Genomic DNA, 19,889 nt, shown 5'->3' with positions numbered 1-19,889 from the left:
GGTTTCCGTGCCTGACCGTGATATCTAACGCTTTAGTCGGCGTTTGGTTCCCGAACCGTCGCTGATTGTCGCTTCGGGGAGCGAAGGGCCATTCAAGCTCCGGTCAGATCGCCGCTGGCGAGGTACTGCTCCAGCCAATGGATGTGGTAGTCGCCGTCGATAATTCCGGCCTCGCGGACCAGCGCCCGGAACAGCGGCAGCGTGGTCTCGATGCCGTCCACCACCATCTCGTCGAGCGCCCGCCGAAGCCTCATCAGGCATTCAGCGCGGGTCTTGCCGTGGACGATCAGCTTGCCCACCAGGGAGTCGTAGTAGGGCGGGATGACGTAACCCTGATAAACGGCGGAATCGATCCGGACGCCGAGCCCGCCGGGCGGATGAAACCGCACGATCCTGCCCGGCGAGGGACGGAAGGTGACGGGATTCTCGGCATTGATCCGGCATTCGATCGCATGGCCGCTCACGACGACTTCCTTCTGGGTTGCGGGAAGGTCGCCGCCTGCGGCGATGCGGATCTGCTCCAGCACCAGGTCGATGTCGGTGATCATCTCGGTGACCGGATGCTCGACCTGGATGCGGGTGTTCATTTCGATGAAATAGAATTTGCCGTCCTCGTAGAGGAATTCGACCGTGCCGACGCCGAGATACTTGATCTCGCGCATCGCCTTGGCGACCGTTTCGCCGATCTTGTTGCGAGCGGCCGCCGTCAGGATGGGCGAGGGGCCTTCCTCCCAGACCTTCTGGTGACGCCGCTGCAACGAGCAGTCGCGTTCTCCGAGATGGATGGCGCCGCCGCGCCCGTCGCCGAGCACCTGGATCTCGATGTGGCGCGGCTTTTGTAAGTATTTCTCCAGATAGACGGACGCATCGCCGAATGCCGCCCTTGCCTCGTTGCCGGCGGTCGAGATCGCCATGGCGAGATCGTCGGGGGTCCTGGCGATTTTCATGCCGCGCCCGCCGCCGCCGGCGGCCGCCTTCACCAGCACGGGAAAACCGATCGTCCTGGCGATCGCCATGGCGTCGTCGTCCGGGCCGATGCCGCCGTCGGAGCCCGGGACCACCGGAATGCCGAGCCGCTTCGCCGTTTTCTTGGCTTCGATCTTGTCGCCCATCAGGCGGATGTGTTCGGCCTTGGGGCCGATGAAATGCACGCGGTGGTCGGCGAGGATTTCGGCGAAACGGGCGTTCTCCGATAGAAAGCCGTAGCCGGGGTGCACGGCATCGGCGCCCGTGATCTCGCAAGCCGCCAGCAGCGCCGGAACGTTGAGATAGCTGTCCTTGGTCGGCGGCGGACCGATGCAGACGCTCTCGTCCGCGAGCCGCACATGCATGGCGTCGGCGTCGGCGGTGGAATGCACCGCGACGGTCGCGATACCGAGTTCCTTGCAGGCGCGCAGGATACGCAGGGCGATCTCGCCCCGGTTGGCTATCAGGATTTTATCGAACATCTCTGACCCGTGTCCCGGATGCGGTGCAGCGCGCAGCGGAGCGGAGCGGGGCAACGCCAGGCCGGGATCGTCGCAAACTGTGGCGGTTCCGGGTCCGCGGCGCATCACGTCGTGCCGCGTTGCGCCCGGGGCACGCGAATCGATCTGGGCGCACGGCGGACATCATTCGATAATGACCAGCGGCTCGCCGAACTCGACGGGCTGGCCATCCTCGACGAGAACCTGCGTGACCGTGCCGTCCCGTGGCGACGGAATCTGGTTCATGGTCTTCATGGCCTCGATGATCAGCAGCGTCTGGCCCGCGGTGACCTTGGAGCCGACCTCGATGAAGGGTTTGGCGCCGGGCTCCGACGCCCAGTACGCCGTGCCGACCATGGGCGAGGGGACCATGCCCGGATGCTTGCTGACATCGGCGACGCCGGACGCCGGCGTAGCCGCTGGTGCCTGAACAGGGGTCTGGTAGACGGCGGTCATCGCAGCGCCCACGCTGACATTGCGGGCGACCCGTACCCGGAGTCCGTCGCGTTCGATCTCGATTTCGGTGAGCTTGGTCTCATCCAGCAGTGCGGCGAGTTCGCGGATCACCTCGCTTTCCTCGCGTCGTTCGTCACCGGTTCTGGTCTTTGCTGCGTCTCCAGGCTGCGGGGCCATGTTCTCGATCCGAAACTTTCTCTGTGGGATGACGCTGCTACGTCAGGATTTGACTTTTTCGCCGGACTTCACCGCGCCGATCCTGGCGGCAAGGCCGTCGATTGCGAGCCGGTAGCCGTCGATTCCGAAGCCGCAAAGGCTCGCAAAGGCGGCGCTTGCCGTGAAGGAATGGTGACGGAAGGTCTCGCGCGCATGGATGTTGCTGATGTGAACCTCGACGGCGGGGATATCCGCGGCGATCAGCGCATCGTGAAGCGCGACCGAGGTGTGCGAGTAGCCGCCGGCGTTGATGACGATGCCGGCCGCCCGCTTCGCATGGGCGTCGTGGATGAAGTCGATCAGCTCGCCCTCGCGATTGGACTGGCGGCAATCCGCGATCAGTCCGAAGCCCGCAGCCGTGTCGGCGCAGAGCTTTTCGACGTCCGCAAGGGTGGCGCGACCATAGATTTCCGGCTCCCGGGTCCCGAGCATGTTGAGGTTCGGGCCGTTGAGCACGTAAATTGTCCTGGCCATCTGAGATCCCGAAAACAGGCACTCGGCGCGAAGCGCCGGCATTTCGGGCCGTTATATGTAACAAGCGAGCCAAGGGGAAGCCCGAACGCTCCGGCATTCGGCTTCAAGGGATCTCATTTTCTTCACGAAAAGCTATGCTGAACATACGGAAATTGTTCGTTAACCAAGGCCGGGAGACAAACCCGTTCAAGCGATAACGAGCCGGGCGGGCCGCACCCGCGGGGCCGCAATCGACCCCGCGGTCTGCCGTTAAAAGTCGGGATCAGGCTTCCAGAACCGCGACGATCTCCAGGGTCCGCGGATCGACGACAACAATCTCGTCACGAACCAGGAAGAATTCATAGCCGCGCCAGCTCGGGTAGATGTCAACGATCTCGGTCGGCAACGGATGGAATCTCACCGTGCGCGGCACCCGCGTGCCGACGGCGATCGAGAAATTGACGTTCGTCGTCGGTTGCACATGCTGGTCCCTGATCACGGTCGTGATCCTGGTGCGCTGTTCCGTCGAAAGCTTGGCGCCGGCGCCGGCCTGGCCTGTGGTCGTCCTCGGTGACCTGTTGGTGTCGACCGCGCTCTTTGAGGAATCGGACTTCATTCCGTTGCGCTCTTCAGCGTTCCGGTTGTGATCCATGGTCCTTCCATTGTGCTCTTCGGTTCGCTGGTTCCGCTCCTCGGTCTTTCCGTTGCGATCCTCGGCCCGCATGTTCTTTTCGGATTTGCCCGACTCGTTGCGTTCCGAGCGCATGCCCTTGGAGTGGTCGTTGCCCGCGCCGCTTTTTCCGTAGTCTTCGGCGGATCTTTCGTTCTTCTTGCCGTGACTGGCATCCTGCGCGTGATGCCTGGACGCGCTTCCGCGGCCCGTACCCTCATTCGACATGCCGCTGTCGGTCGCGGAGCCGCGGCCTTGCTCCGTCGAGGGCGAGCCTTGCTGCATGGTCGATCCGCCGCTGCCGCCGCCCTCTCGCCCCATGCCAGTTCCTTGTGCATGGGCGAAACCCGTTCCGGCGATCAGCGCCGCAATCGCCGTCGATAAAAGAAAGTGTTTGGTCATGATGTCTCCTCACCTGTTGCCGTGCCCGCCTGACAACGGGCCGGTGAGGAGCTATGTTCCGATGCAACCCGGGTTCCCCGGAGTTTGTTTTCTGAACGCGGGATTAATGGTTGTTACGCGAACCGATGGCAGTCCAACAAAGGAGTCCAACGAAAAAAGCCCCGCTGCGAGCGGGGCCTTTCGTTCAACAGCAGGGCGATCAGCAGGATGCCTTTCCGCAGCGTGCGGTGTTGATTTTTTCCTTGAGGTTTTCAAGGCCGACGGCGCCGACGATGACTTGCTTGCCGATTACGTAGCTCGGGGTTCCGTTCATTCCCATGCCTTCGGCGAGTTTGAAATTCTCTTCAAGAGTGGCGCGCACCTCCGGGCTGTTCATATCCTTCTCGATCCGGTCCATGTCGAAGCCAACCTCCTTGGCGACGGCCAAGGCTCGCGCCTTGTCGGCCTGACCTCGTCCGCCGAGGAGTTTCTGATGGAAGTCGAGGTATTTCTTGCCGGTGGGATCCTGCATCCGCGCGGCGACCGCCACCCGCGCGGCTTCCACCGAGCCGGGCCCGAGCACCGGAAATTCCTTCAGCACGACCTTGAGCTTGGGATCGGTTTTCAGCAGAGTGAGCATGTCGTTCATCGCATGCTTGCAGTAGCCGCAATTGTAATCGAAGAACTCGACGAAGGTGACGTCGCCGTTCTTGTTGCCGAGCGTGACGCCATGCGGCGAATTGAAGATGGCGTTGGCGTTCTCGGTAATCGTGGCCTCATGCTTGAGCGCCTCGGCCGCCGCCTGGCGCTTGCTCAGTTCGGTGGAGACCTCCTCGAGGATTTCGGGGTGGGCGAGCAGATAGCTTTTGACGATCTGCTCGATCTCGCCGCGCTGGCTATCGGAGAAACTTTGCGCCGAGGCGGTAACGGGCGCTATTCCGAGTGCGAGAGCAAAAAGAGCAGGGGCGAGAAAACGATGCGAGGGCATTGTCAAAATCCTTTGGAGCGGGGTCTCGTTGTTCGGAGGCGCGACCGGGGTGCTCTCCGGTCTCTTTAGTCTTTCTTGTCGGGCATCTTGGCCGAGACGATATCGTCCGCCTTGATCCATCCGGGTGTGCCGATGGCGAAACGGGTTTTTGCGCGTGCCGCGAGTTCGCGCGCCGTTTTGTTATCTCCCCGCAGAGACGCGGCCTGCGCCGATGCCAGATCGGCCTGCGCATAATCGCCTTTGCTGCCGTAGGCTATCGCAAGCTGCATATAACCGAGAGGGGCCTCCGGCTCCTTCGCCAGCGCCGCGCGCAGCATCGCAATGGCTTCTTCCGTGTAAGCCTTGTTATTCGAGGCGACGAGCGCCTGCCCGAGCAGCATCTCGATGAGCGGCGCCTTATGGGACAACTGTACCGCCCGCTGCAGCGGCGCGATCGCCTCCTGGGGTCGCCCGCCCTCGAGCAGGGCCTGTCCGCGCACCTCGTAAAAATAAGGATTTTGCGGTTGAATCTTGATCAGAGCGTCGATTTGATCGAGCGCGGAGCGAAGATCGCCGTGCAGGTACGTGCTGATGGCGTGCGCATAGCGCGCGGGCAGGCTGGTGTCGGATATCGGATAGCGCCTGTATACGGTGTCCTCGGGTTCCATGAACGCCGATATCTTGGCGCGCACCATGTCGTGGCGCATTTGCAGCGCCGGGTCGTCCTTCTTGTTCCAATAGGGGCTGGTCTTCGCAAGCTCTGCAAGCGCGGCGACGCGGTCCGCCGGCATCGGATGCGACTGGACATAGGGATCGGCGCCGTGCGCGGCGAACAGGCTTTCGTTGGTGAAGCGCTTGAAGGTTTCGTACATCCCTTTGGCGGATTGTCCGGTGGCGGTCAGGAATTTCACGCCCGCGCGGTCGGCGTTCTCCTCCTGCTGGCGCTGGTAGGACAACAGGCTCCGGCGGGCGATCTCCTGCGGCGCGCTGATGGCGGCCGCGCCGATATTGCTGGCGGCGCCGTTGCTGCCGCCGCCGCCGGCGGCTCCCGCGGCCAGCGCGCCCGCGCCGAGCAGCATGGCGATGATCAACTGGGTTTGCGTTCGGGCGAGCTGCTCGCGAAATTTGGACAAATGTCCGCCGGCGAGATGTCCGGTTTCGTGCGCGAGTACGCCGATCAACTGGTTCGGCGTGGTCGATTGCATGATCGCGCCGTAGTTCACGAAGATGCGGCGGCCATCGGCGACGAAGGCGTTGAACGACTTGTCGTTGATGATGACCATCTGGATATTCTGCTTCTCCAGGCCCGCCGCGCGCAGGATCGGGCGCGCATAATCGCGCAGCAGTTGCTCGGTCTCGGTATCGCGCAGCACCGGCGGTCCCTTGGCCTGTTGGGCGTGGACGGGCAGCGAGGCGCTCGCCAGGGCGCAGGCGGTGACCAGCGTTATCAGCTTCGACGACGGACGGCGTGCGCTGGAAACGGGCCGCTGAGGCATGTCTTTAATCATTGGCCATGGTTCGAATTCGAGATATGCCCTAACAACCCGCTGAATACGGCGGCAGCGCGGCTTGAGGCGTTTGTTGCGCCTGAAGCGAGTTAACAGATTTCCATGCTCGATGCGACATTGAGAGATCGGGTCAACGGCGTGCTGGCGGCATCTGGCCGCAGCCGGGTTCCGCCGTTCATGGTCATGGACGTGATGGCGGCGGCGGCGCGGATCGAGGCCGCCGGCGGCAACGTCATTCACATGGAGGTCGGGCAGCCCTCCGCGCCGGCGCCCCGCGCCGCGCTGGATGCGGCCCGCACCGCGCTCGAGCGCGGCCGGATCGACTATACGCCCGCGCTCGGCATTCCCTCGCTGCGGGCTCGGATCGCGCGACACTACCGCGACGCCTATGGCTGCGTCGTCGATCCCGAACGCATCGTCGTGACCACGGGATCGTCGGGCGGCTTCATCCTCGCGTTTCTTTCGATGTTCGAGCCCGGCGACCGGGTCGCGGTGACGGTCCCAGGCTATCCGCCGTACCGGCATATCCTGGCCGCGCTCGGCTGCGAGCCGGTGCCGATCGAGACTTCGAGGGAGACGCGTCACGCCTTGACCGGCGAGGCGCTGCTGGAAACGCACCGCAGGACGCCGTTGAAAGGCGTGCTGGTCGCAAGTCCGGCCAATCCCACCGGCACGATGATGTCCCGGGACGCGCTGACCCATCTGATAGCGGCCGCGGAAAGCGAGGGCATCCGCTTCATATCCGATGAAATCTACCACGGTCTCGACTATGCGTTTCCCGCGGTGACCGCCGCGGAACTGTCAAGTCACGCGGTGGTGATCAACTCGTTCTCGAAGTATTTTTGCATGACCGGCTGGCGGGTCGGCTGGATGGTCGTGCCGGAGCAACTGGTCCGCCCGATCGAGCGGTTGCAGCAAAACCTGTCGATTTCAGTGCCGACGCTGTCGCAGGTCGCAGCCGAGGCGGCGTTTTCGGGCCGCGACGAGATGGAAATCGTGAAGCGCGGTTATGAGGCGAACCGCCACATTCTGATCGCGGGTTTGCCGCAAGCCGGATTGAGTGACTTCCTGCCGGCGGACGGCGCGTTCTACCTCTATGCCGATGTCTCGAAATTCACCTCCGACAGTTACGAGTTCGCCCGAAAGATGCTGGAGGAAGCGCATGTCGCCGCGACTCCCGGCGTCGACTTCGATCCGGTGCGCGGCCGCTCGTTCGTGCGCTTTTCCTACGCCCGCTCGGAAGCAGAGATGCGCGATGCGGTGGCGCGAATTGCGCGATGGCTGACCTAGCGGCTGGGTGTTGATCGAACCGCCAACCTGGCCGGTCCCCAGCCAGTTTGGAATTCTGCCGCAAGTGCTGGCATTTTATTGCAATTCCTTACGGAATTCGACGCTTTAGCCGCAAGGCGACGTTGCGCCGGAGGTTCGATTTTGGCATGGTCCCGCCCGATTTGAGGTCGCCTTGCAACGAGGCGGACTTCGTTTTCCGGTACGTCCGTTCGCGGCTTTCGGGCAACTTCAGGGATTCTGAGGCAAATTCAATGACAGCACTATTGGTGATCGTGCTCTGCGGAGCGCTTTCGATCGTTTATGCCATCTGGGCGACCTCGTCCGTATTGAGGGCCGACGCGGGAAATCCGCGGATGCAGGAAATCGCCGCTGCGGTGCGCGAGGGCGCGCAAGCCTATCTGCGGCGGCAGTACACGACGATCGGAATCGTCGGCATCGTGATCTTCGCGCTGCTCGCTTATTTTCTTGGAGTGCTGGTGGCGGTCGGTTTCGCCATCGGTGCGATTCTTTCGGGCGCCGCCGGCTTCATCGGCATGAACGTTTCGGTACGCGCCAATGTGCGCACCGCCCAGGCCGCGACAAAGTCGCTGGCCGGCGGACTTGAGCTTGCTTTCAAGGCTGGCGCGATCACGGGCATGCTGGTCGCCGGTCTGGCCCTGCTCGGCGTGACCATCTATTTCACCTATCTTACCCACGGCGCCGGCTACGCTCCGAACAGTCGCACGGTTGTCGACGCGATGGTCGCGCTTGGATTCGGCGCTTCGCTGATCTCGATTTTCGCTCGTCTCGGCGGCGGCATCTTCACGAAGGGCGCCGACGTCGGCGGCGACCTCGTCGGCAAGGTGGAAGCCGGCATACCCGAAGACGATCCACGCAACCCGGCGACGATTGCCGATAATGTCGGAGACAACGTCGGCGACTGCGCCGGCATGGCCGCGGACCTGTTCGAAACCTACGCAGTGACCGCGGTCGCTACCATGGTGCTGGCCGCGATCTTCTTCGCTTCCGCGCCGCCAGCCGTGCTCATGAAGATGATGACGCTGCCGCTCGCTATCGGCGGCATCTGCATCATCACCTCGATCATCGGAACGTTCTTCGTCAAGCTCGGCAACAGCCAGTCGATCATGGGCGCGCTCTACAAGGGCCTGATCGCTACCGGCATCCTGTCGCTGTTTGGTGTCGCCGGTGCCATTTATTGGCTGGCCGGGTTCGGTCCGTTGGTGGGCGTCAGCTATACGGGCCTTGAACTGTTTTCGTGCGGCGTAGCCGGCCTCGTCGTCACGGGACTGATCATCTGGATCACCGAATACTACACCGGCACCGACTATCGTCCGGTGAAGTCGATCGCCCAGGCCTCGGTGACCGGGCACGGCACCAACGTCATTCAGGGACTGGCGATTTCGATGGAAGCCACGGCGCTTCCGGCGATCGTCATCATTGCCGGCATTCTGGTCACCTATAGCCTTGCCGGTCTGTTCGGCATCGCCATCGCGACCACCACCATGCTGGCGCTGGCCGGTATGGTCGTCGCTCTCGACGCGTTCGGTCCGGTGACCGACAATGCCGGCGGCATCGCCGAAATGGCCGGGTTGCCGAAGGAGGTTCGCAAGTCGACGGATGCCCTCGACGCTGTCGGCAACACCACGAAGGCCGTCACCAAAGGCTACGCGATCGGTTCCGCCGGACTTGGCGCGCTGGTGCTGTTCGCAGCCTACAACCAGGACCTCAAGTTCTTCATCGGTGACGCCGCGAATCACGCCTATTTCCAGGGCGTCAATCCCGATTTCTCACTGAACAATCCCTATGTCGTCGTCGGCTTGCTGTTCGGCGGCCTGCTGCCATATCTGTTCGGCGCGATGGGAATGACCGCCGTCGGACGCGCGGCCAGCGCGATCGTCGAGGAAGTGCGTCGCCAGTTCCGCGAGAAGCCGGGCATCATGCAGGGCACCGACAAGCCGGATTACGGCAAGGCGGTGGACCTGCTGACCAAGGCGGCGATCAAGGAGATGATTATCCCCTCGCTGCTGCCGGTGCTGTCGCCGATCGTGGTCTATTTCCTGATTTACTTCATCGCCGGAGGCGGCGCCGCCGGCAAGTCCGCGGCGTTCTCGGCGGTGGGCGCCATGCTGCTCGGCGTGATCGTGACCGGCCTGTTCGTCGCGATCTCGATGACCTCGGGCGGCGGTGCATGGGACAACGCCAAGAAGTACATCGAGGACGGCCATCATGGCGGGAAGGGGTCCGAGGCGCACAAATCGGCGGTCACGGGCGACACTGTCGGCGATCCCTACAAGGACACGGCCGGTCCGGCCGTCAACCCGATGATCAAGATCACCAACATCGTGGCGTTGCTGCTGCTGGCGGTTCTGGCGCATTGAGACATCGCGCAGCGCTCGGAGAGACGTTTGCTGCTGCGGCGCGAGCGATTTAGCTAAACGACAAAATCAAAAAAGAAGGGCGGGATTGATCCCGCCCTTCTTCGCAATTCAACACACGATTCTGTCGGGTTTAGCCTTACCACCAGGTGCGGCAGACGCGACGACCGTGACCCCAGTAACGGCACCGGCGATGCTCCGGGCGAACCACGATCCCCGGGCCACGGTTCGCAATGCAGTGGCCTCGCGGGCCGCGATGGAAGCCACGACCGCAGCCTTGGGCGACCTGAATGACGTCAGCATTTGCGCCAGACGCTGGTGGCGTCAACGGCATGGCGTCGGCAATACCGAAGGTCGCAACGGATCCAGCTAAAAGTGCTGCTGCGAAAATTGATTTCATAAATCGTCCTCTCGTTCGACCGCGACAGCGCGGCTATCTTCAGTGACTCACGCCTGGAGGCTCGGCCATAACTCTGTCGAAAATCTGGCAAACGTGTTCGCGCTGTAACGTGTTCGGACTGTGAAGCAATTTGATCACGCTTTCATAAGTGTACAGGACACCTGAATAATTGCTCCTGTCGGCTGGCAATGAAGGCGCTTTGATTCGGCCAAGAGCCACTTCCATCGCCATGCCAGTCGTATGACCGAGACGGGAAGGAGACCGGCATGCCCTCGACCGCAGAAAAACGCGCCGCATTTCGCAAGCTGCACGATAGCGGCTGTTTTGTGATTCCCAATCCGTGGGACCTGGGCAGCGCCATAGCGCTGCAGAAAATGGGCTTCAAGGCCCTCGCTTCCACCAGTGCCGGCTTTGCATGGTCGATCGGCAAACCGGACAATCACATTGCGCTGGACGAACTCTGCGCTCATTTGACAGCGCTATGCGGGTCCGTTGGAGTTCCTGTGAATGCCGACTTCGAAAACGGTTTTTCCGATCAGCCCGAAGGGGTCGCGGCGAACGTCACCCGCGTGACGAAAACGGGCATTGCCGGTCTGTCTATCGAGGATTCCACCGGCGACAAGAGCAAACCGATCTACGAGGAAGCGCTGGCGGTCGAGCGCATCCGCGCCGCCCGCGAAGCCATCGATGCCGGTCGCAGCGGCGTGCTGCTGGTCGGCCGTTGCGAGGCTTTCCTGTGGGGAATGCCCGATCTCAAGTTCACTATCGACCGGTTGCAGGCCTATGCGGAGGCGGGCGCCGACTGCCTTTATGCGCCCGGCTTGAAATCAAAGGACGACATTGCCGCAGCGGTTAAAGCCGTTCATCCAAAGCCGCTCAACCTGCTGATCGGTTGGCCCGGTCTTAGCGTCGCCGAGGCGGCTGAGCTCGGCGTTCGCCGCATCAGTGTCGGTGGTGCCTTGGCTCGTGTCGCCTGGAGTGGCTTTTTGCGTGCGGCGAATGAAATCGCCGAGAATGGTACGTTCGATGGGCTCGGCGCCGGCCACCCCGGCGGTGAACTGAATGGGATGTTCGCCGTCTGAAGCTTTTGTGCTCCAGGGAAGGGCGAGCGGCATTAGGGGTGCTCGCTGTTCCGGTGCTGGACTCGCGTTGACTTGGCGGCGCCGGAGTTGACGGATTGGTGCTCTGCGGATTCGGCGGCGCCGTCGAGTTGGCCGAAGCGGCGCCGGTCGTGACGCCCGGTTGCGTGTTGGAGGGTGTCACGTCGCGAACGCCCGGCGTCACCGCCGGCTTCGAGGCGTTGTTTTGTGCCGTGTTCGGGTTCGGACCTGTCGATTGGGGTGTGGTCGCACCGGTCACGGTCGGTTGGGGCGTGGTCGCACTCGTCACCGCGGGTCGGTGGGTGGTCGCCGCCGTCACGGTGGGGCCCGCCGAGGTGTTGAGACCATAAAACACCGTACCGAGTATGACGACGATAGCGGCCGCATGTACGGTCATGCGGGTGCCGCGCGCCGGACGTTCGTCAAGCGCCGGACCGGGTTGCCTCTCGTCATCGAGACGTTCGTCCCGCTGCACGTCATGGTCGGCGAGGTAGCGATTGCGGGCAGGGTCGTGCTCATCCGGATCGGGTGAATGACGTTCGTGAGACATGCCTTGTCCTCAGTGTCCGAGAAGGCAAATTTATTGAGGTTGTCACGGTTCCGGCCCGCATCGCAATTGGTCGTGAATGGGGAGCAGGCGGGCCTCGTTTGTCGCGTTGCGTTCACCGTCCCGACGGGAAACTCGCGGTCACGTCCTTGCGCGACGAGACCCTGCTACGACACAAGCTGCTGTCCTCGACAATTTTACCGTAACGAAATTGCGCGGTCGGGGCGCCGTTTCCATTCGCCGGAATTTTGTGAAGCGTTCGGTTCGGACCGTGGCAAAGACTGGTTCTAACCGCTACGCATAACTACCTGTGAAAAAGCCGTCCTGTGAGGAAGCCGTCGCACCACGAGCCGAGAGGGGCGCAATGGGAATCAACCAAGGTCCGATCACTCTCGATCAGAAGTATACCCAAGGCACCGGCCACGTCTTCATAACGGGCCTTCAGGCGCTTGTTCGGTTGCCGATGGCGCAAATCCGCCGCGACCGCGCCGCGGGCCTCAAGACCGCGGGCTTCATTTCCGGCTATCGCGGCTCGCCGCTCGGCGGCTACGATCAGCAGCTTTTCGCCGCGCGCGACCACCTCGAGCGATACGACATCAAATTCCAGCCTGGCGTGAACGAGGACCTTGCGGCGACCGCGACCTGGGGATCGCAACAACTCCATCTCTCGCCGGGTGCGCGCTACGATGGCGTCGTCGGAATCTGGTATGGCAAGGGACCCGGTGTCGATCGCTGCGGCGACGTGTTTCGTCACGGCAACGCTGCGGGCTCAGCCAGGAACGGCGGCGTGCTGTGCCTGGCCGGCGATGACCACGGCGCCAAATCGTCAACCGTGCCGCATCAGTCGGACCACGCCTTCATCTCGGCGCTGATGCCCTATCTCTACCCGTCCAGCATCCATGAAATGATCGAAATGGGGCTGCTCGGCATCGCGATGTCGCGCTATTCCGGCTGCTGGGTCGGGATGAAGGTCATCACCGAAACCGTGGAAACCACGGCCGAGATCGATCTGACCGACGAGATGAAGCAGTTCGTTATTCCAGCAGATTTCGAGATGCCGCCCGGCGGGCTGAATCTGCGCTGGCCCGACGACCGCTACGATCAGGACCGGCGCCTGCAGGATCACAAGGGCTTTGCCGCGGTCGCGTTCGCGCGCGCCAACAAAATCAACCGCATCACCATGGACTCGCCGAACGCGCGCTACGGCATCATGGCGTCCGGCAAAAGCTACGAAGACATTCGTCAGGCGTTGCGCGAACTTGGCATCACCGAACAGGTGGCGGCTAAAATCGGATTGCGGCTTTACAAGATCGGCATGCCATGGCCGCTGGAGCCGCAGGGCGTCCGTGAATTCGCCGTCGGACTCGAGGAGATTTTCATCATCGAGGAACGCCGCGAGATCGTGGAGAACCAGGTCAAGCAGGAGCTTTTCAACTGGCGCGATGACGTGCGACCGCGCATCGTCGGCAAGATGGACGATCACGACGAGCGGTTCCTGCCGTTCGCGCAGGAATTGAGTGTCGCATCGCTGGCGACATCGTTGACCGAGCGGTTGTTGCGCCTGAACCTCAATCCGGAAATCGCCGAGATGCTGCGCGCCAAGGCCGACTGGTTCAACGGCCGACAGGCGACGCAGATGCAGGCGTCAGCGCCGATCGCGCGCGTGCCGTATTTCTGCTCGGGTTGCCCGCACAACACCTCGACCAAGGTGCCGGAAGGCAGCCGCGCCACGGCCGGCATCGGCTGCCACTACATGGCGATCTGGATGGATCGCAACACCGAAACCTTTACCCACATGGGCGGCGAAGGCGCACCATGGGTGGGTATCGCGCCGTTCACCGATGAGAAGCACATCTTTGCCAACCTCGGCGACGGCACCTATTTTCATTCCGGGAGTCTCGCGATCCGTCAGGCGGTCGCCTCCAAGACCAACATCACCTACAAGATCCTCTACAACGATGCCGTCGCCATGACCGGCGGCCAGCATCTCGACGGCGAACTGTCGCCGCAGCGGATCACCTTTCAGCTTCACGCCGAAGGCGTACCCCTCATCTATCTGGTGTCAGAAAATCCGGACGCCTATCCAGCCGCCGATATCGCGCCGGGAACCAGAACCGCGCATCGCGACGACCTCGATGCGGTCATGAGAACCTGCCGTGAAACCAAGGGCGTCTCGGCGATCGTATTCGTGCAGACCTGCGCCGCGGAGAAGCGACGCCGCCGCAAGCGCGGCACGATGGAAGATCCGCAACGTCGCGTGCTCATCAATCCCGCAGTCTGCGAAGGCTGCGGCGATTGCTCGGTGCAGTCGAACTGCATTTCGGTGGAGCCGCTGGAAACCGAGATGGGGCGCAAGCGCACCATCAACCAGTCGTCCTGCAACAAGGATTATTCCTGCATCAAGGGCTTCTGCCCCTCGTTCGTCACGGTCGATGGCGGCCGTCTGCGCCAGCGCGCGCCAGCGGACCTTGGCGCGATCGGCGAACTGCCCGAACCGCCGTCGCGGCCGTCGCTGGAGCAGCCCTACAACATCGCGGTCGGCGGCGTCGGCGGCACCGGCGTGCTGACGATCGGCGCGCTGCTCGGAATGAGTGCGCATATCGAGGGCAAAGCCAGCATGATCCTCGATATGTCAGGTCTGGCCCAGAAGGGCGGCGCGGTCCTTAGCCATGTCCGGCTGTCACGAAATCCCGCCGATGTGACCTGCTCGCGGATCGTCACCGGAACGGCCGATCTCGTCATTGCCTCGGATGAGGTGGTGGCGGCCGCCGCGGACACCAGGATGCTGTGCGAGCCGAGCCGCACCCACGGCGTCATCAACACCCATCTCATTCCTACGGCCGGTTTCGTTCTCAACCGTGATTTCAATTTTCAAAGCGGCAAGGTCGGCCGCGTTCTTGAAACGGCGCTGTGCGGCGACGCGACCTTCTTCGACTTCACGACGCCGGCGGAGTCGCTGCTCGGCGACTCCATCGCCACCAACATGATGATGATGGGATATGCCTATCAGAAAGGCTTGCTGCCGTTGGCGGCGGGGGCGATCGAGCAGGCGATCGAGGTGAACGGCGTTGCCGTCAGGATGAACATCGAAGCGTTCCGGCTCGGACGGCTTGCGGTGGTCGACCCGGCGCGTTTCGCCATGATGATGAAGGGAACGGTTGAATCACAAGCGGTGAAGACGCTCGAACAAATGTCGCTCGACGAAATTGTCGCGCACCGCTCGGCCTACCTTGCCGACTACCAAAATAAGAGACTTGCCGAAAAATATCGCGCGGTGGTCGATCGAGTCAGGAAGGTGGCCGCGGACGGCTACGGCGACGCGTTGCCGCGGGCAGTCGCTGTCAATTACGCGAAGCTGCTTGCTTACAAAGACGAGTATGAGGTGGCTCGGCTTTTCACCGACGGCCGGTTTGAGAAACAGCTCGGCGAACAGTTCGAGGGCGACTACAAGATCAGCTTCCATCTCGCGCCGCCGATGGTTTCGGGCAAAAAGGATGCACTTGGTCGGCCTGCCAAGACGTCCTATGATGGGACCCGGATGATGCCGGTATTTCGCCTGCTGGCGAAGATGAAGGGTTTGCGCGGCACCGCCTTCGACGTGTTCGGCTATAGCGCCGAGCGCAAGCTGGAGCGCGACCTGATCGCAGGCTATGAAAAGGATGTGGCTTTGGTGCTCGACAAACTGTCGCCGGCTAACGTCGATAGCGCGATCGAACTCTTGTCGCTGCCGGATCGCATTCGCGGCTACGGTCCAATCAAGGAGAAGGCTGTGGCCGACGCGAAACTTCGTTCCAGGGAGTTGGTGCGCAATCTCGCGGACCCGCCGCCCACGCCACGGCAGATCGCAGCGGAATAGCCGGATAGCTTCCCGGGGCTGAAAGACGTTTGCCCCGTCGGCCGCCTGACCCTCCCGTTAACGTCGACCCTTGTTTCCCGAGACCGCGATCCGGCCTATATTGGATCGTCGGGAGCCGGTCTTAAACACCATGCCATCTGGGTTCGGAGCACATTTTCAGCGGATGCGGACGTCCTCGCTGTCGATCGGCCAGATTACCTTCGGGGGATTTTCTCTGGTGCTGGCGATCATGGTGATCACCAGCGCGGCCAGCGTCGTCGCGACACGTCATCTCGACAATACTTTCGCCGAATTGCAGCGGCTGGACAGCGTGGGTGAACTGGCCGAGGAGATCGACCGTCGCATGAACGAATTGAGACTTGCGGCGCGAGATTATGTGACCGATCCGGGAGCGCAGTCCGGCCAGATTTGGGGAGCCGCGTCGTCGCTGAACGAACTGCTCAAGAAGACGCGTATCGAGCTGGCCCCGGAGCAGCAGGAGATGATCGACGGCGTCACGACCCGGCTGGAGGCATACCGCAGCGGCATGGAGAGGGTGACGACCCTGATCGCGAGCCGCGAGAAGCTGATCGCGAGTCTGCCGCCGTTGCGCGAGAAGCTCGAAACCGTGATCGAGCAGGCCGCCGACCGGTCGGCTTCAAAAATACTATTCCGAGCTCAGAGCGACGTCGCAGCCGCGCTCCTCGGTCGTGACCCTACCACCGCGGAGCGGGCGGCGAAAACGATGCGCGCAGTTCCTATCGGCGAGCCCGCGGTACGCGCCGCCGTTGAGGTCTACGCCGATGCCGTGATCGCGATATCGCTGCGGGAGCGTGAGATCGCCAATCTCGACAGGGATGTGCTGGTCAAAGAGGGCCGGCTGATCGGGCGGGTAACGGAATTGCTGCGAGAACTCAGCGCGCAGCGCGAGAAAGTGCTATCACGCGATTTCGCGCGGACGTTGGCCGAAACCAAATGGCAGAGCATCGTGCTCGGCAGCGCGGGCATCGTAATCGGTCTCCTTGCGGCCGCGTTCGTGGTGCGGCGGACCGTCCGGCCCTTGAAGTTGATCGCGAGGGCTATCCGGAAGCTGGCTGGCGGCGACAAGGACACGTCGATTCCTGCAACCGACGTCAATAACGAGATCGGCGATATCGCACGCGCCGCCGAAGTATTTCGTCGGACGCTCGCTGACGCTGATGCCGCGCGGGAAGCCGCTGTCCGCGCGCTCACCGAGCAGCGTCTTGCCGAGGAAAGCTACCGCAAGCTGTTCGAAGGCTCGGTCGATGGCATCTATGTCACGACACCGGCTGGTCAACTGCTCGATGCCAACCCGGCGTTGGCGCGGATAATGGGCTATGAGACCTCCGACGATCTGATCCGCAACATCGGCAATATCGAGCAAACGATCTACGTTGATCCGGATGCGCGTGCCGAATACCAGTCGCGGATGGAGCGCGACGGGACCGTCCGCGGGTTCGAGTATCAGGTCCGCCATCGCGACGACGGCCTTCTCTGGGTCTCCGACAGCGCGACAGCGGTCCGCGACGAGAATGGCCGCGTCGTCCGCTATGAAGGCGTGGTTCGCGATATCACCGACCAGCGGCGGGCCGAAGAGGCGATCGCGGAAGGGCGACGTGTGCTGCAGCTCGTAGTCGACACCGTGCCGGCGGTGATCGACGTCAAGAACGCGGACCTGCGTTACGTTCTGATGAATCGCTACATGGCTGGTATCTTGGGGATCGAACCCGGGGCCGCGATCGGTCGGACGACAGGCGATCTGATGTCGCGCCACGGTGCCGCAAAAACCGACGAGAACGACAGGCGGGTTCTCGAGAGCGGCAAGGAACTCGGCTTCTACGAAGAAGAGTATGAAGATTCGGCCGGCGTGATGCGACAGTGGCTGGTCAACAAGCTGCCGATCCGCGGCGTCGATGGCCGGATCGAAAACATCGTCACGGTCGCGCTCGACATCGGCGACCGCAAGCGCAGCGAGCAGGGAATGCGGCAGGCCAAGGATGCGGCCGAGGCGGCGTTGCGCAACCTGCGGGAAACCCAGAACTCACTGATCGAGGCAGAGAAACTCGCGGCGCTCGGCCGCCTCGTGGCGGGCGTCGCTCACGAGGTCAACAACCCCGTCGGCATCAGCTTGACGGTGGCCTCGTCGTTGGAGCGCAAGATCGCCGTGTTCGCCGAGGAGGTCGCGAAGGGGAATTTGCGGCGCTCGAGCCTGAACGAATTCGTCGCGACCAATCGCGACGCGGCGTCGCAGCTTGTCGCCAATCTCAATCGTGCCGCCGAATTGATCCGGTCATTCAAGCAGGTCGCCGTCGACCGCAACTATTCGGACAAACGGACTTTCGATCTCGGCGAACTCACTGAGCAGGTGGTCATGAGTCTGCGCCCTGGTTTGCGCAAGCACAATGTGACGCTGACGGTCGACTGCGAGCCCAACCTCACGATGAACAGCTATCCCGGACCTTACGGCCAGGTGCTTACCAATCTTTTTCTCAACTCGCTGGCGCACGCCTTTCCGCAAGGCAACGGCGGCAATGTCGCCATCAATGTGCGGGGGGTCGACCTGGATAATGTCGAAATCCTGTTTTCCGACAACGGTTGCGGCATGAGTTCGGATGTGCGGCGCAAGGCGTTCGATCCTTTCTTCACGACACGTCGCGATCAGGGCGGTACCGGCCTTGGCCTGCACATCGTCTACAACATCGTGACGAACCGGCTCGGCGGGCGACTCGACCTCGATTCCCGAACGGGGGAGGGTACACGGATTCGCATTGTTTTGCCGCGTGTTGCGCCGATGGAACTGGCTGCGGAGTAGCAGATAAAGCACGTATCAAACGCATGCATGCGGACATGGATTCGACAAAGCCGAAGCGCACCGTAACGGTCAGTCGGTATCGGCCAGCTTGCGCAGGGTCGCCTGAAAAATCTGACTGGCCTTTCCGACCAGCGCCGTGCCGTTCATCGTGCCCGTCGTGTCTGTGAATGTTCCGGTAACGCCGATACCGACGGGCTCTGTACTGCTGAACAGAAGGTTGCCGTCAGGGCTTGGTGTGTGGCGTTGGACCAGAACCTCGCCTCTGAACGTACCGTCGTTCTTTGTGAAGTAGCTGCCCGTATAGAACAGATAGGCGTCGCCGCCGAGGATCTTGCCGTCGCGGAACACCACGACGCCGCTGCCCTTTCCAACAAGCCCGTCGAGCAAGGCGACATGAACCGAATACAGCCCATTTTTCACGGTGATTCGCTCGCAACCGGCATGTTTGACTTACCCCGGCGCCATTATGTCAAAGGTGGCGTAAGCGCGTCAATGCGACAACGCAGCAGGAACGAACGGTCGACGAAAGATGCACGAAGCATGGCGACCGTCATGGACCGGCCCGCGCTCTCGCGTGATGCAGGTTTTCCCGAATTGCAGGGTGTGCCAGGCCAACCGCGGATGATCGGTCCCCGTAGCGAGGGTTTGACATGCGCGATCTCACCTTGCCGAACGTGCCCACTTCAAAAAACTCCCTTCGCGACTTATTCAATTCCATCGTTCGCAGAAAAGCTCGCCGGGAATCTGAAGCGGACCGTTCGAATCTAACTCAACTTCGTTGAATCAAATTCCCGCCTTATCCTTTTGATCGAGCATAATCTCATCCGAAGATCGGTTCCCACTTTCCGGATCATGCACTGAAGCCTTTCCGCTTCTGATAGAATCAGAAGCGGGCTCTATATTTTTGATTTGACGCGTTTTCTTCACGCGAACCGGTAGCCACCGCTTGAAAACGCTCTAGGGACGACCGCCATGGCCGCCGCCGTGACGACCTCCTCCGTGCCCACCCCCGCCATGGTGCATTCCGGAGCGGCCGGGACCGCCGGGATAAACACCGGAACCACGATGGTGGTGATGTCCGCCGATATGATGATCGCCTCGATGCCAACCATGCCAGCCCGCGCCGCCGCCCCAGCCCAAGCCGCGCCGGAACGCATAGCCGCACCAATAGAAGCCAGGACCGCGCCAGCCGTCGTCATACCAACAATAGTTGCGTCCGCCGTAGAAGAATTGGACCGGCTGTATGGCATTGTGCAACGGCATCGAGGCTGGTCCGCCAGCCGGCATCGCGATGGTCGGGGAGGACAGAAGCCCGATCCCCAGGAGCAGCGACGTTGCAAGTGCGATCCTTCTCATTCAAACCTCCGGTGCGAATTCTCGGAAAACTGCGAA

Annotated in this window: 16 protein-coding genes; 7 read left to right on the top strand and 9 right to left on the bottom strand. The window is 62.3% G+C overall.

Features of this window, described 5'->3' with window-relative positions; all coding sequences use genetic code 11:
* Positions 1-92: 92 nt before the first annotated feature.
* The 6 genes from accC to ACMDCM_RS06460 all read right to left on the bottom strand — a co-directional run bounded on the left by accC (position 93) and on the right by ACMDCM_RS06460 (position 6,105).
* The gene (gene accC / locus ACMDCM_RS06485; protein WP_412772803.1) at positions 93-1,448 is read right to left on the bottom strand and encodes an acetyl-CoA carboxylase biotin carboxylase subunit; all 1,356 of its coding nucleotides are present in this window, start codon (positions 1,446-1,448) and stop codon (positions 93-95) included.
* A gap of 162 nt (positions 1,449-1,610) precedes the next feature.
* On the bottom strand, positions 1,611-2,099 hold the full coding sequence (gene accB / locus ACMDCM_RS06480; RefSeq protein WP_412772802.1) for an acetyl-CoA carboxylase biotin carboxyl carrier protein: 489 nt from the start codon (positions 2,097-2,099) through the stop codon (positions 1,611-1,613).
* 42 nt (positions 2,100-2,141) lie between these two features.
* Positions 2,142-2,612 carry a type II 3-dehydroquinate dehydratase gene (gene aroQ / locus ACMDCM_RS06475; protein WP_412772801.1) on the bottom strand — a complete coding sequence of 157 codons (471 nt, stop codon included), beginning with the start codon at positions 2,610-2,612 and terminating at the stop codon, positions 2,142-2,144.
* A gap of 262 nt (positions 2,613-2,874) precedes the next feature.
* Complete coding sequence (locus ACMDCM_RS06470) at positions 2,875-3,663, bottom strand: DUF1236 domain-containing protein (RefSeq protein ID WP_412772800.1); 789 nt, start codon at positions 3,661-3,663, stop codon at positions 2,875-2,877.
* Positions 3,664-3,862: 199 nt separating this feature from the next.
* Positions 3,863-4,630 carry a DsbA family protein gene (locus tag ACMDCM_RS06465; protein WP_412772799.1) on the bottom strand — a complete coding sequence of 256 codons (768 nt, stop codon included), beginning with the start codon at positions 4,628-4,630 and terminating at the stop codon, positions 3,863-3,865.
* Between the two features lie 65 nt (positions 4,631-4,695).
* Positions 4,696-6,105, bottom strand: coding sequence for a M48 family metalloprotease (locus tag ACMDCM_RS06460; RefSeq protein WP_412772798.1), 1,410 nt, complete (start codon positions 6,103-6,105; stop codon positions 4,696-4,698).
* A 114-nt stretch (positions 6,106-6,219) separates the two neighbouring features.
* Between ACMDCM_RS06460 and ACMDCM_RS06455 the strand changes: the two genes are divergently transcribed.
* Positions 6,220-7,407: a pyridoxal phosphate-dependent aminotransferase gene (locus tag ACMDCM_RS06455; protein ID WP_412772797.1), complete on the top strand. Its 1,188-nt coding sequence runs from the start codon at positions 6,220-6,222 to the stop codon at positions 7,405-7,407.
* A 251-nt stretch (positions 7,408-7,658) separates the two neighbouring features.
* Positions 7,659-9,785, top strand: a complete 2,127-nt coding sequence (locus ACMDCM_RS06450; RefSeq protein ID WP_412772796.1) for a sodium-translocating pyrophosphatase — start codon at positions 7,659-7,661, stop codon at positions 9,783-9,785.
* Positions 9,786-9,921: 136 nt separating this feature from the next.
* Here ACMDCM_RS06450 and ACMDCM_RS06445 read toward each other — a convergent pair whose 3' ends face one another.
* Complete coding sequence (locus ACMDCM_RS06445) at positions 9,922-10,182, bottom strand: GCG_CRPN prefix-to-repeats domain-containing protein (RefSeq protein WP_412772795.1); 261 nt, start codon at positions 10,180-10,182, stop codon at positions 9,922-9,924.
* Positions 10,183-10,448: 266 nt separating this feature from the next.
* On the opposite strand from ACMDCM_RS06445, the gene ACMDCM_RS06440 reads away from it, so the two are divergent.
* The 5 genes from ACMDCM_RS06440 (at position 10,449) to ACMDCM_RS06420 (ending at position 18,497) form a co-directional block, all read left to right on the top strand.
* Positions 10,449-11,264: an isocitrate lyase/PEP mutase family protein gene (locus ACMDCM_RS06440; protein ID WP_412772794.1), complete on the top strand. Its 816-nt coding sequence runs from the start codon at positions 10,449-10,451 to the stop codon at positions 11,262-11,264.
* A gap of 98 nt (positions 11,265-11,362) precedes the next feature.
* Positions 11,363-11,632: a hypothetical protein gene (locus ACMDCM_RS06435; RefSeq protein ID WP_412772793.1), complete on the top strand. Its 270-nt coding sequence runs from the start codon at positions 11,363-11,365 to the stop codon at positions 11,630-11,632.
* A gap of 35 nt (positions 11,633-11,667) precedes the next feature.
* On the top strand, positions 11,668-11,814 hold the full coding sequence (locus ACMDCM_RS06430; RefSeq protein WP_412772792.1) for a hypothetical protein: 147 nt from the start codon (positions 11,668-11,670) through the stop codon (positions 11,812-11,814).
* A gap of 379 nt (positions 11,815-12,193) precedes the next feature.
* Complete coding sequence (locus ACMDCM_RS06425; protein WP_412772791.1) at positions 12,194-15,685, top strand: indolepyruvate ferredoxin oxidoreductase family protein; 3,492 nt, start codon at positions 12,194-12,196, stop codon at positions 15,683-15,685.
* A 130-nt stretch (positions 15,686-15,815) separates the two neighbouring features.
* On the top strand, positions 15,816-18,497 hold the full coding sequence (locus tag ACMDCM_RS06420) for a PAS domain S-box protein (RefSeq protein ID WP_412772790.1): 2,682 nt from the start codon (positions 15,816-15,818) through the stop codon (positions 18,495-18,497).
* A 69-nt stretch (positions 18,498-18,566) separates the two neighbouring features.
* Here the strand turns inward: ACMDCM_RS06420 and ACMDCM_RS06415 are convergent, their stop codons facing one another.
* Positions 18,567-18,917: a GrlR family regulatory protein gene (locus ACMDCM_RS06415; protein ID WP_412772789.1), complete on the bottom strand. Its 351-nt coding sequence runs from the start codon at positions 18,915-18,917 to the stop codon at positions 18,567-18,569.
* 537 nt (positions 18,918-19,454) lie between these two features.
* Positions 19,455-19,853 (bottom strand): hypothetical protein, encoded by a 399-nt coding sequence (locus tag ACMDCM_RS06410; protein ID WP_412772788.1) that lies wholly within the window; start codon positions 19,851-19,853, stop codon positions 19,455-19,457.
* Between the last annotated feature and the right edge of the window lie 36 nt (positions 19,854-19,889).

This window comes from Nitrobacter sp. (assembly GCF_047149785.1).
Lineage (GTDB): Bacteria > Pseudomonadota > Alphaproteobacteria > Rhizobiales > Xanthobacteraceae > Nitrobacter.
Note: the sequence above shows the minus strand (reverse complement) of the source record. Positions and strands in the feature narration are given on the sequence as shown.

Bases quoted from the DNA above. Each gene is read 5' to 3' on its own strand.
- ACMDCM_RS06425 (WP_412772791.1), top strand. From the start codon at position 12,194: ATGGGAATCAACCAAGGTCCGATCACTCTCGATCAGAAGTATACCCAA.
- aroQ (WP_412772801.1), bottom strand. From the start codon at position 2,612: ATGGCCAGGACAATTTACGTGCTCAACGGCCCGAACCTCAACATGCTC.
- ACMDCM_RS06410 (WP_412772788.1), bottom strand. From the start codon at position 19,853: ATGAGAAGGATCGCACTTGCAACGTCGCTGCTCCTGGGGATCGGGCTT.
- ACMDCM_RS06440 (WP_412772794.1), top strand. From the start codon at position 10,449: ATGCCCTCGACCGCAGAAAAACGCGCCGCATTTCGCAAGCTGCACGAT.
- accB (WP_412772802.1), bottom strand. From the start codon at position 2,099: ATGGCCCCGCAGCCTGGAGACGCAGCAAAGACCAGAACCGGTGACGAA.
- ACMDCM_RS06470 (WP_412772800.1), bottom strand. From the start codon at position 3,663: ATGACCAAACACTTTCTTTTATCGACGGCGATTGCGGCGCTGATCGCC.
- ACMDCM_RS06460 (WP_412772798.1), bottom strand. From the start codon at position 6,105: ATGCCTCAGCGGCCCGTTTCCAGCGCACGCCGTCCGTCGTCGAAGCTG.
- ACMDCM_RS06455 (WP_412772797.1), top strand. From the start codon at position 6,220: ATGCTCGATGCGACATTGAGAGATCGGGTCAACGGCGTGCTGGCGGCA.
- ACMDCM_RS06465 (WP_412772799.1), bottom strand. From the start codon at position 4,630: ATGCCCTCGCATCGTTTTCTCGCCCCTGCTCTTTTTGCTCTCGCACTC.
- accC (WP_412772803.1), bottom strand. From the start codon at position 1,448: ATGTTCGATAAAATCCTGATAGCCAACCGGGGCGAGATCGCCCTGCGT.
- ACMDCM_RS06430 (WP_412772792.1), top strand. From the start codon at position 11,668: ATGTACGGTCATGCGGGTGCCGCGCGCCGGACGTTCGTCAAGCGCCGG.
- ACMDCM_RS06420 (WP_412772790.1), top strand. From the start codon at position 15,816: ATGCCATCTGGGTTCGGAGCACATTTTCAGCGGATGCGGACGTCCTCG.
- ACMDCM_RS06450 (WP_412772796.1), top strand. From the start codon at position 7,659: ATGACAGCACTATTGGTGATCGTGCTCTGCGGAGCGCTTTCGATCGTT.
- ACMDCM_RS06445 (WP_412772795.1), bottom strand. From the start codon at position 10,182: ATGAAATCAATTTTCGCAGCAGCACTTTTAGCTGGATCCGTTGCGACC.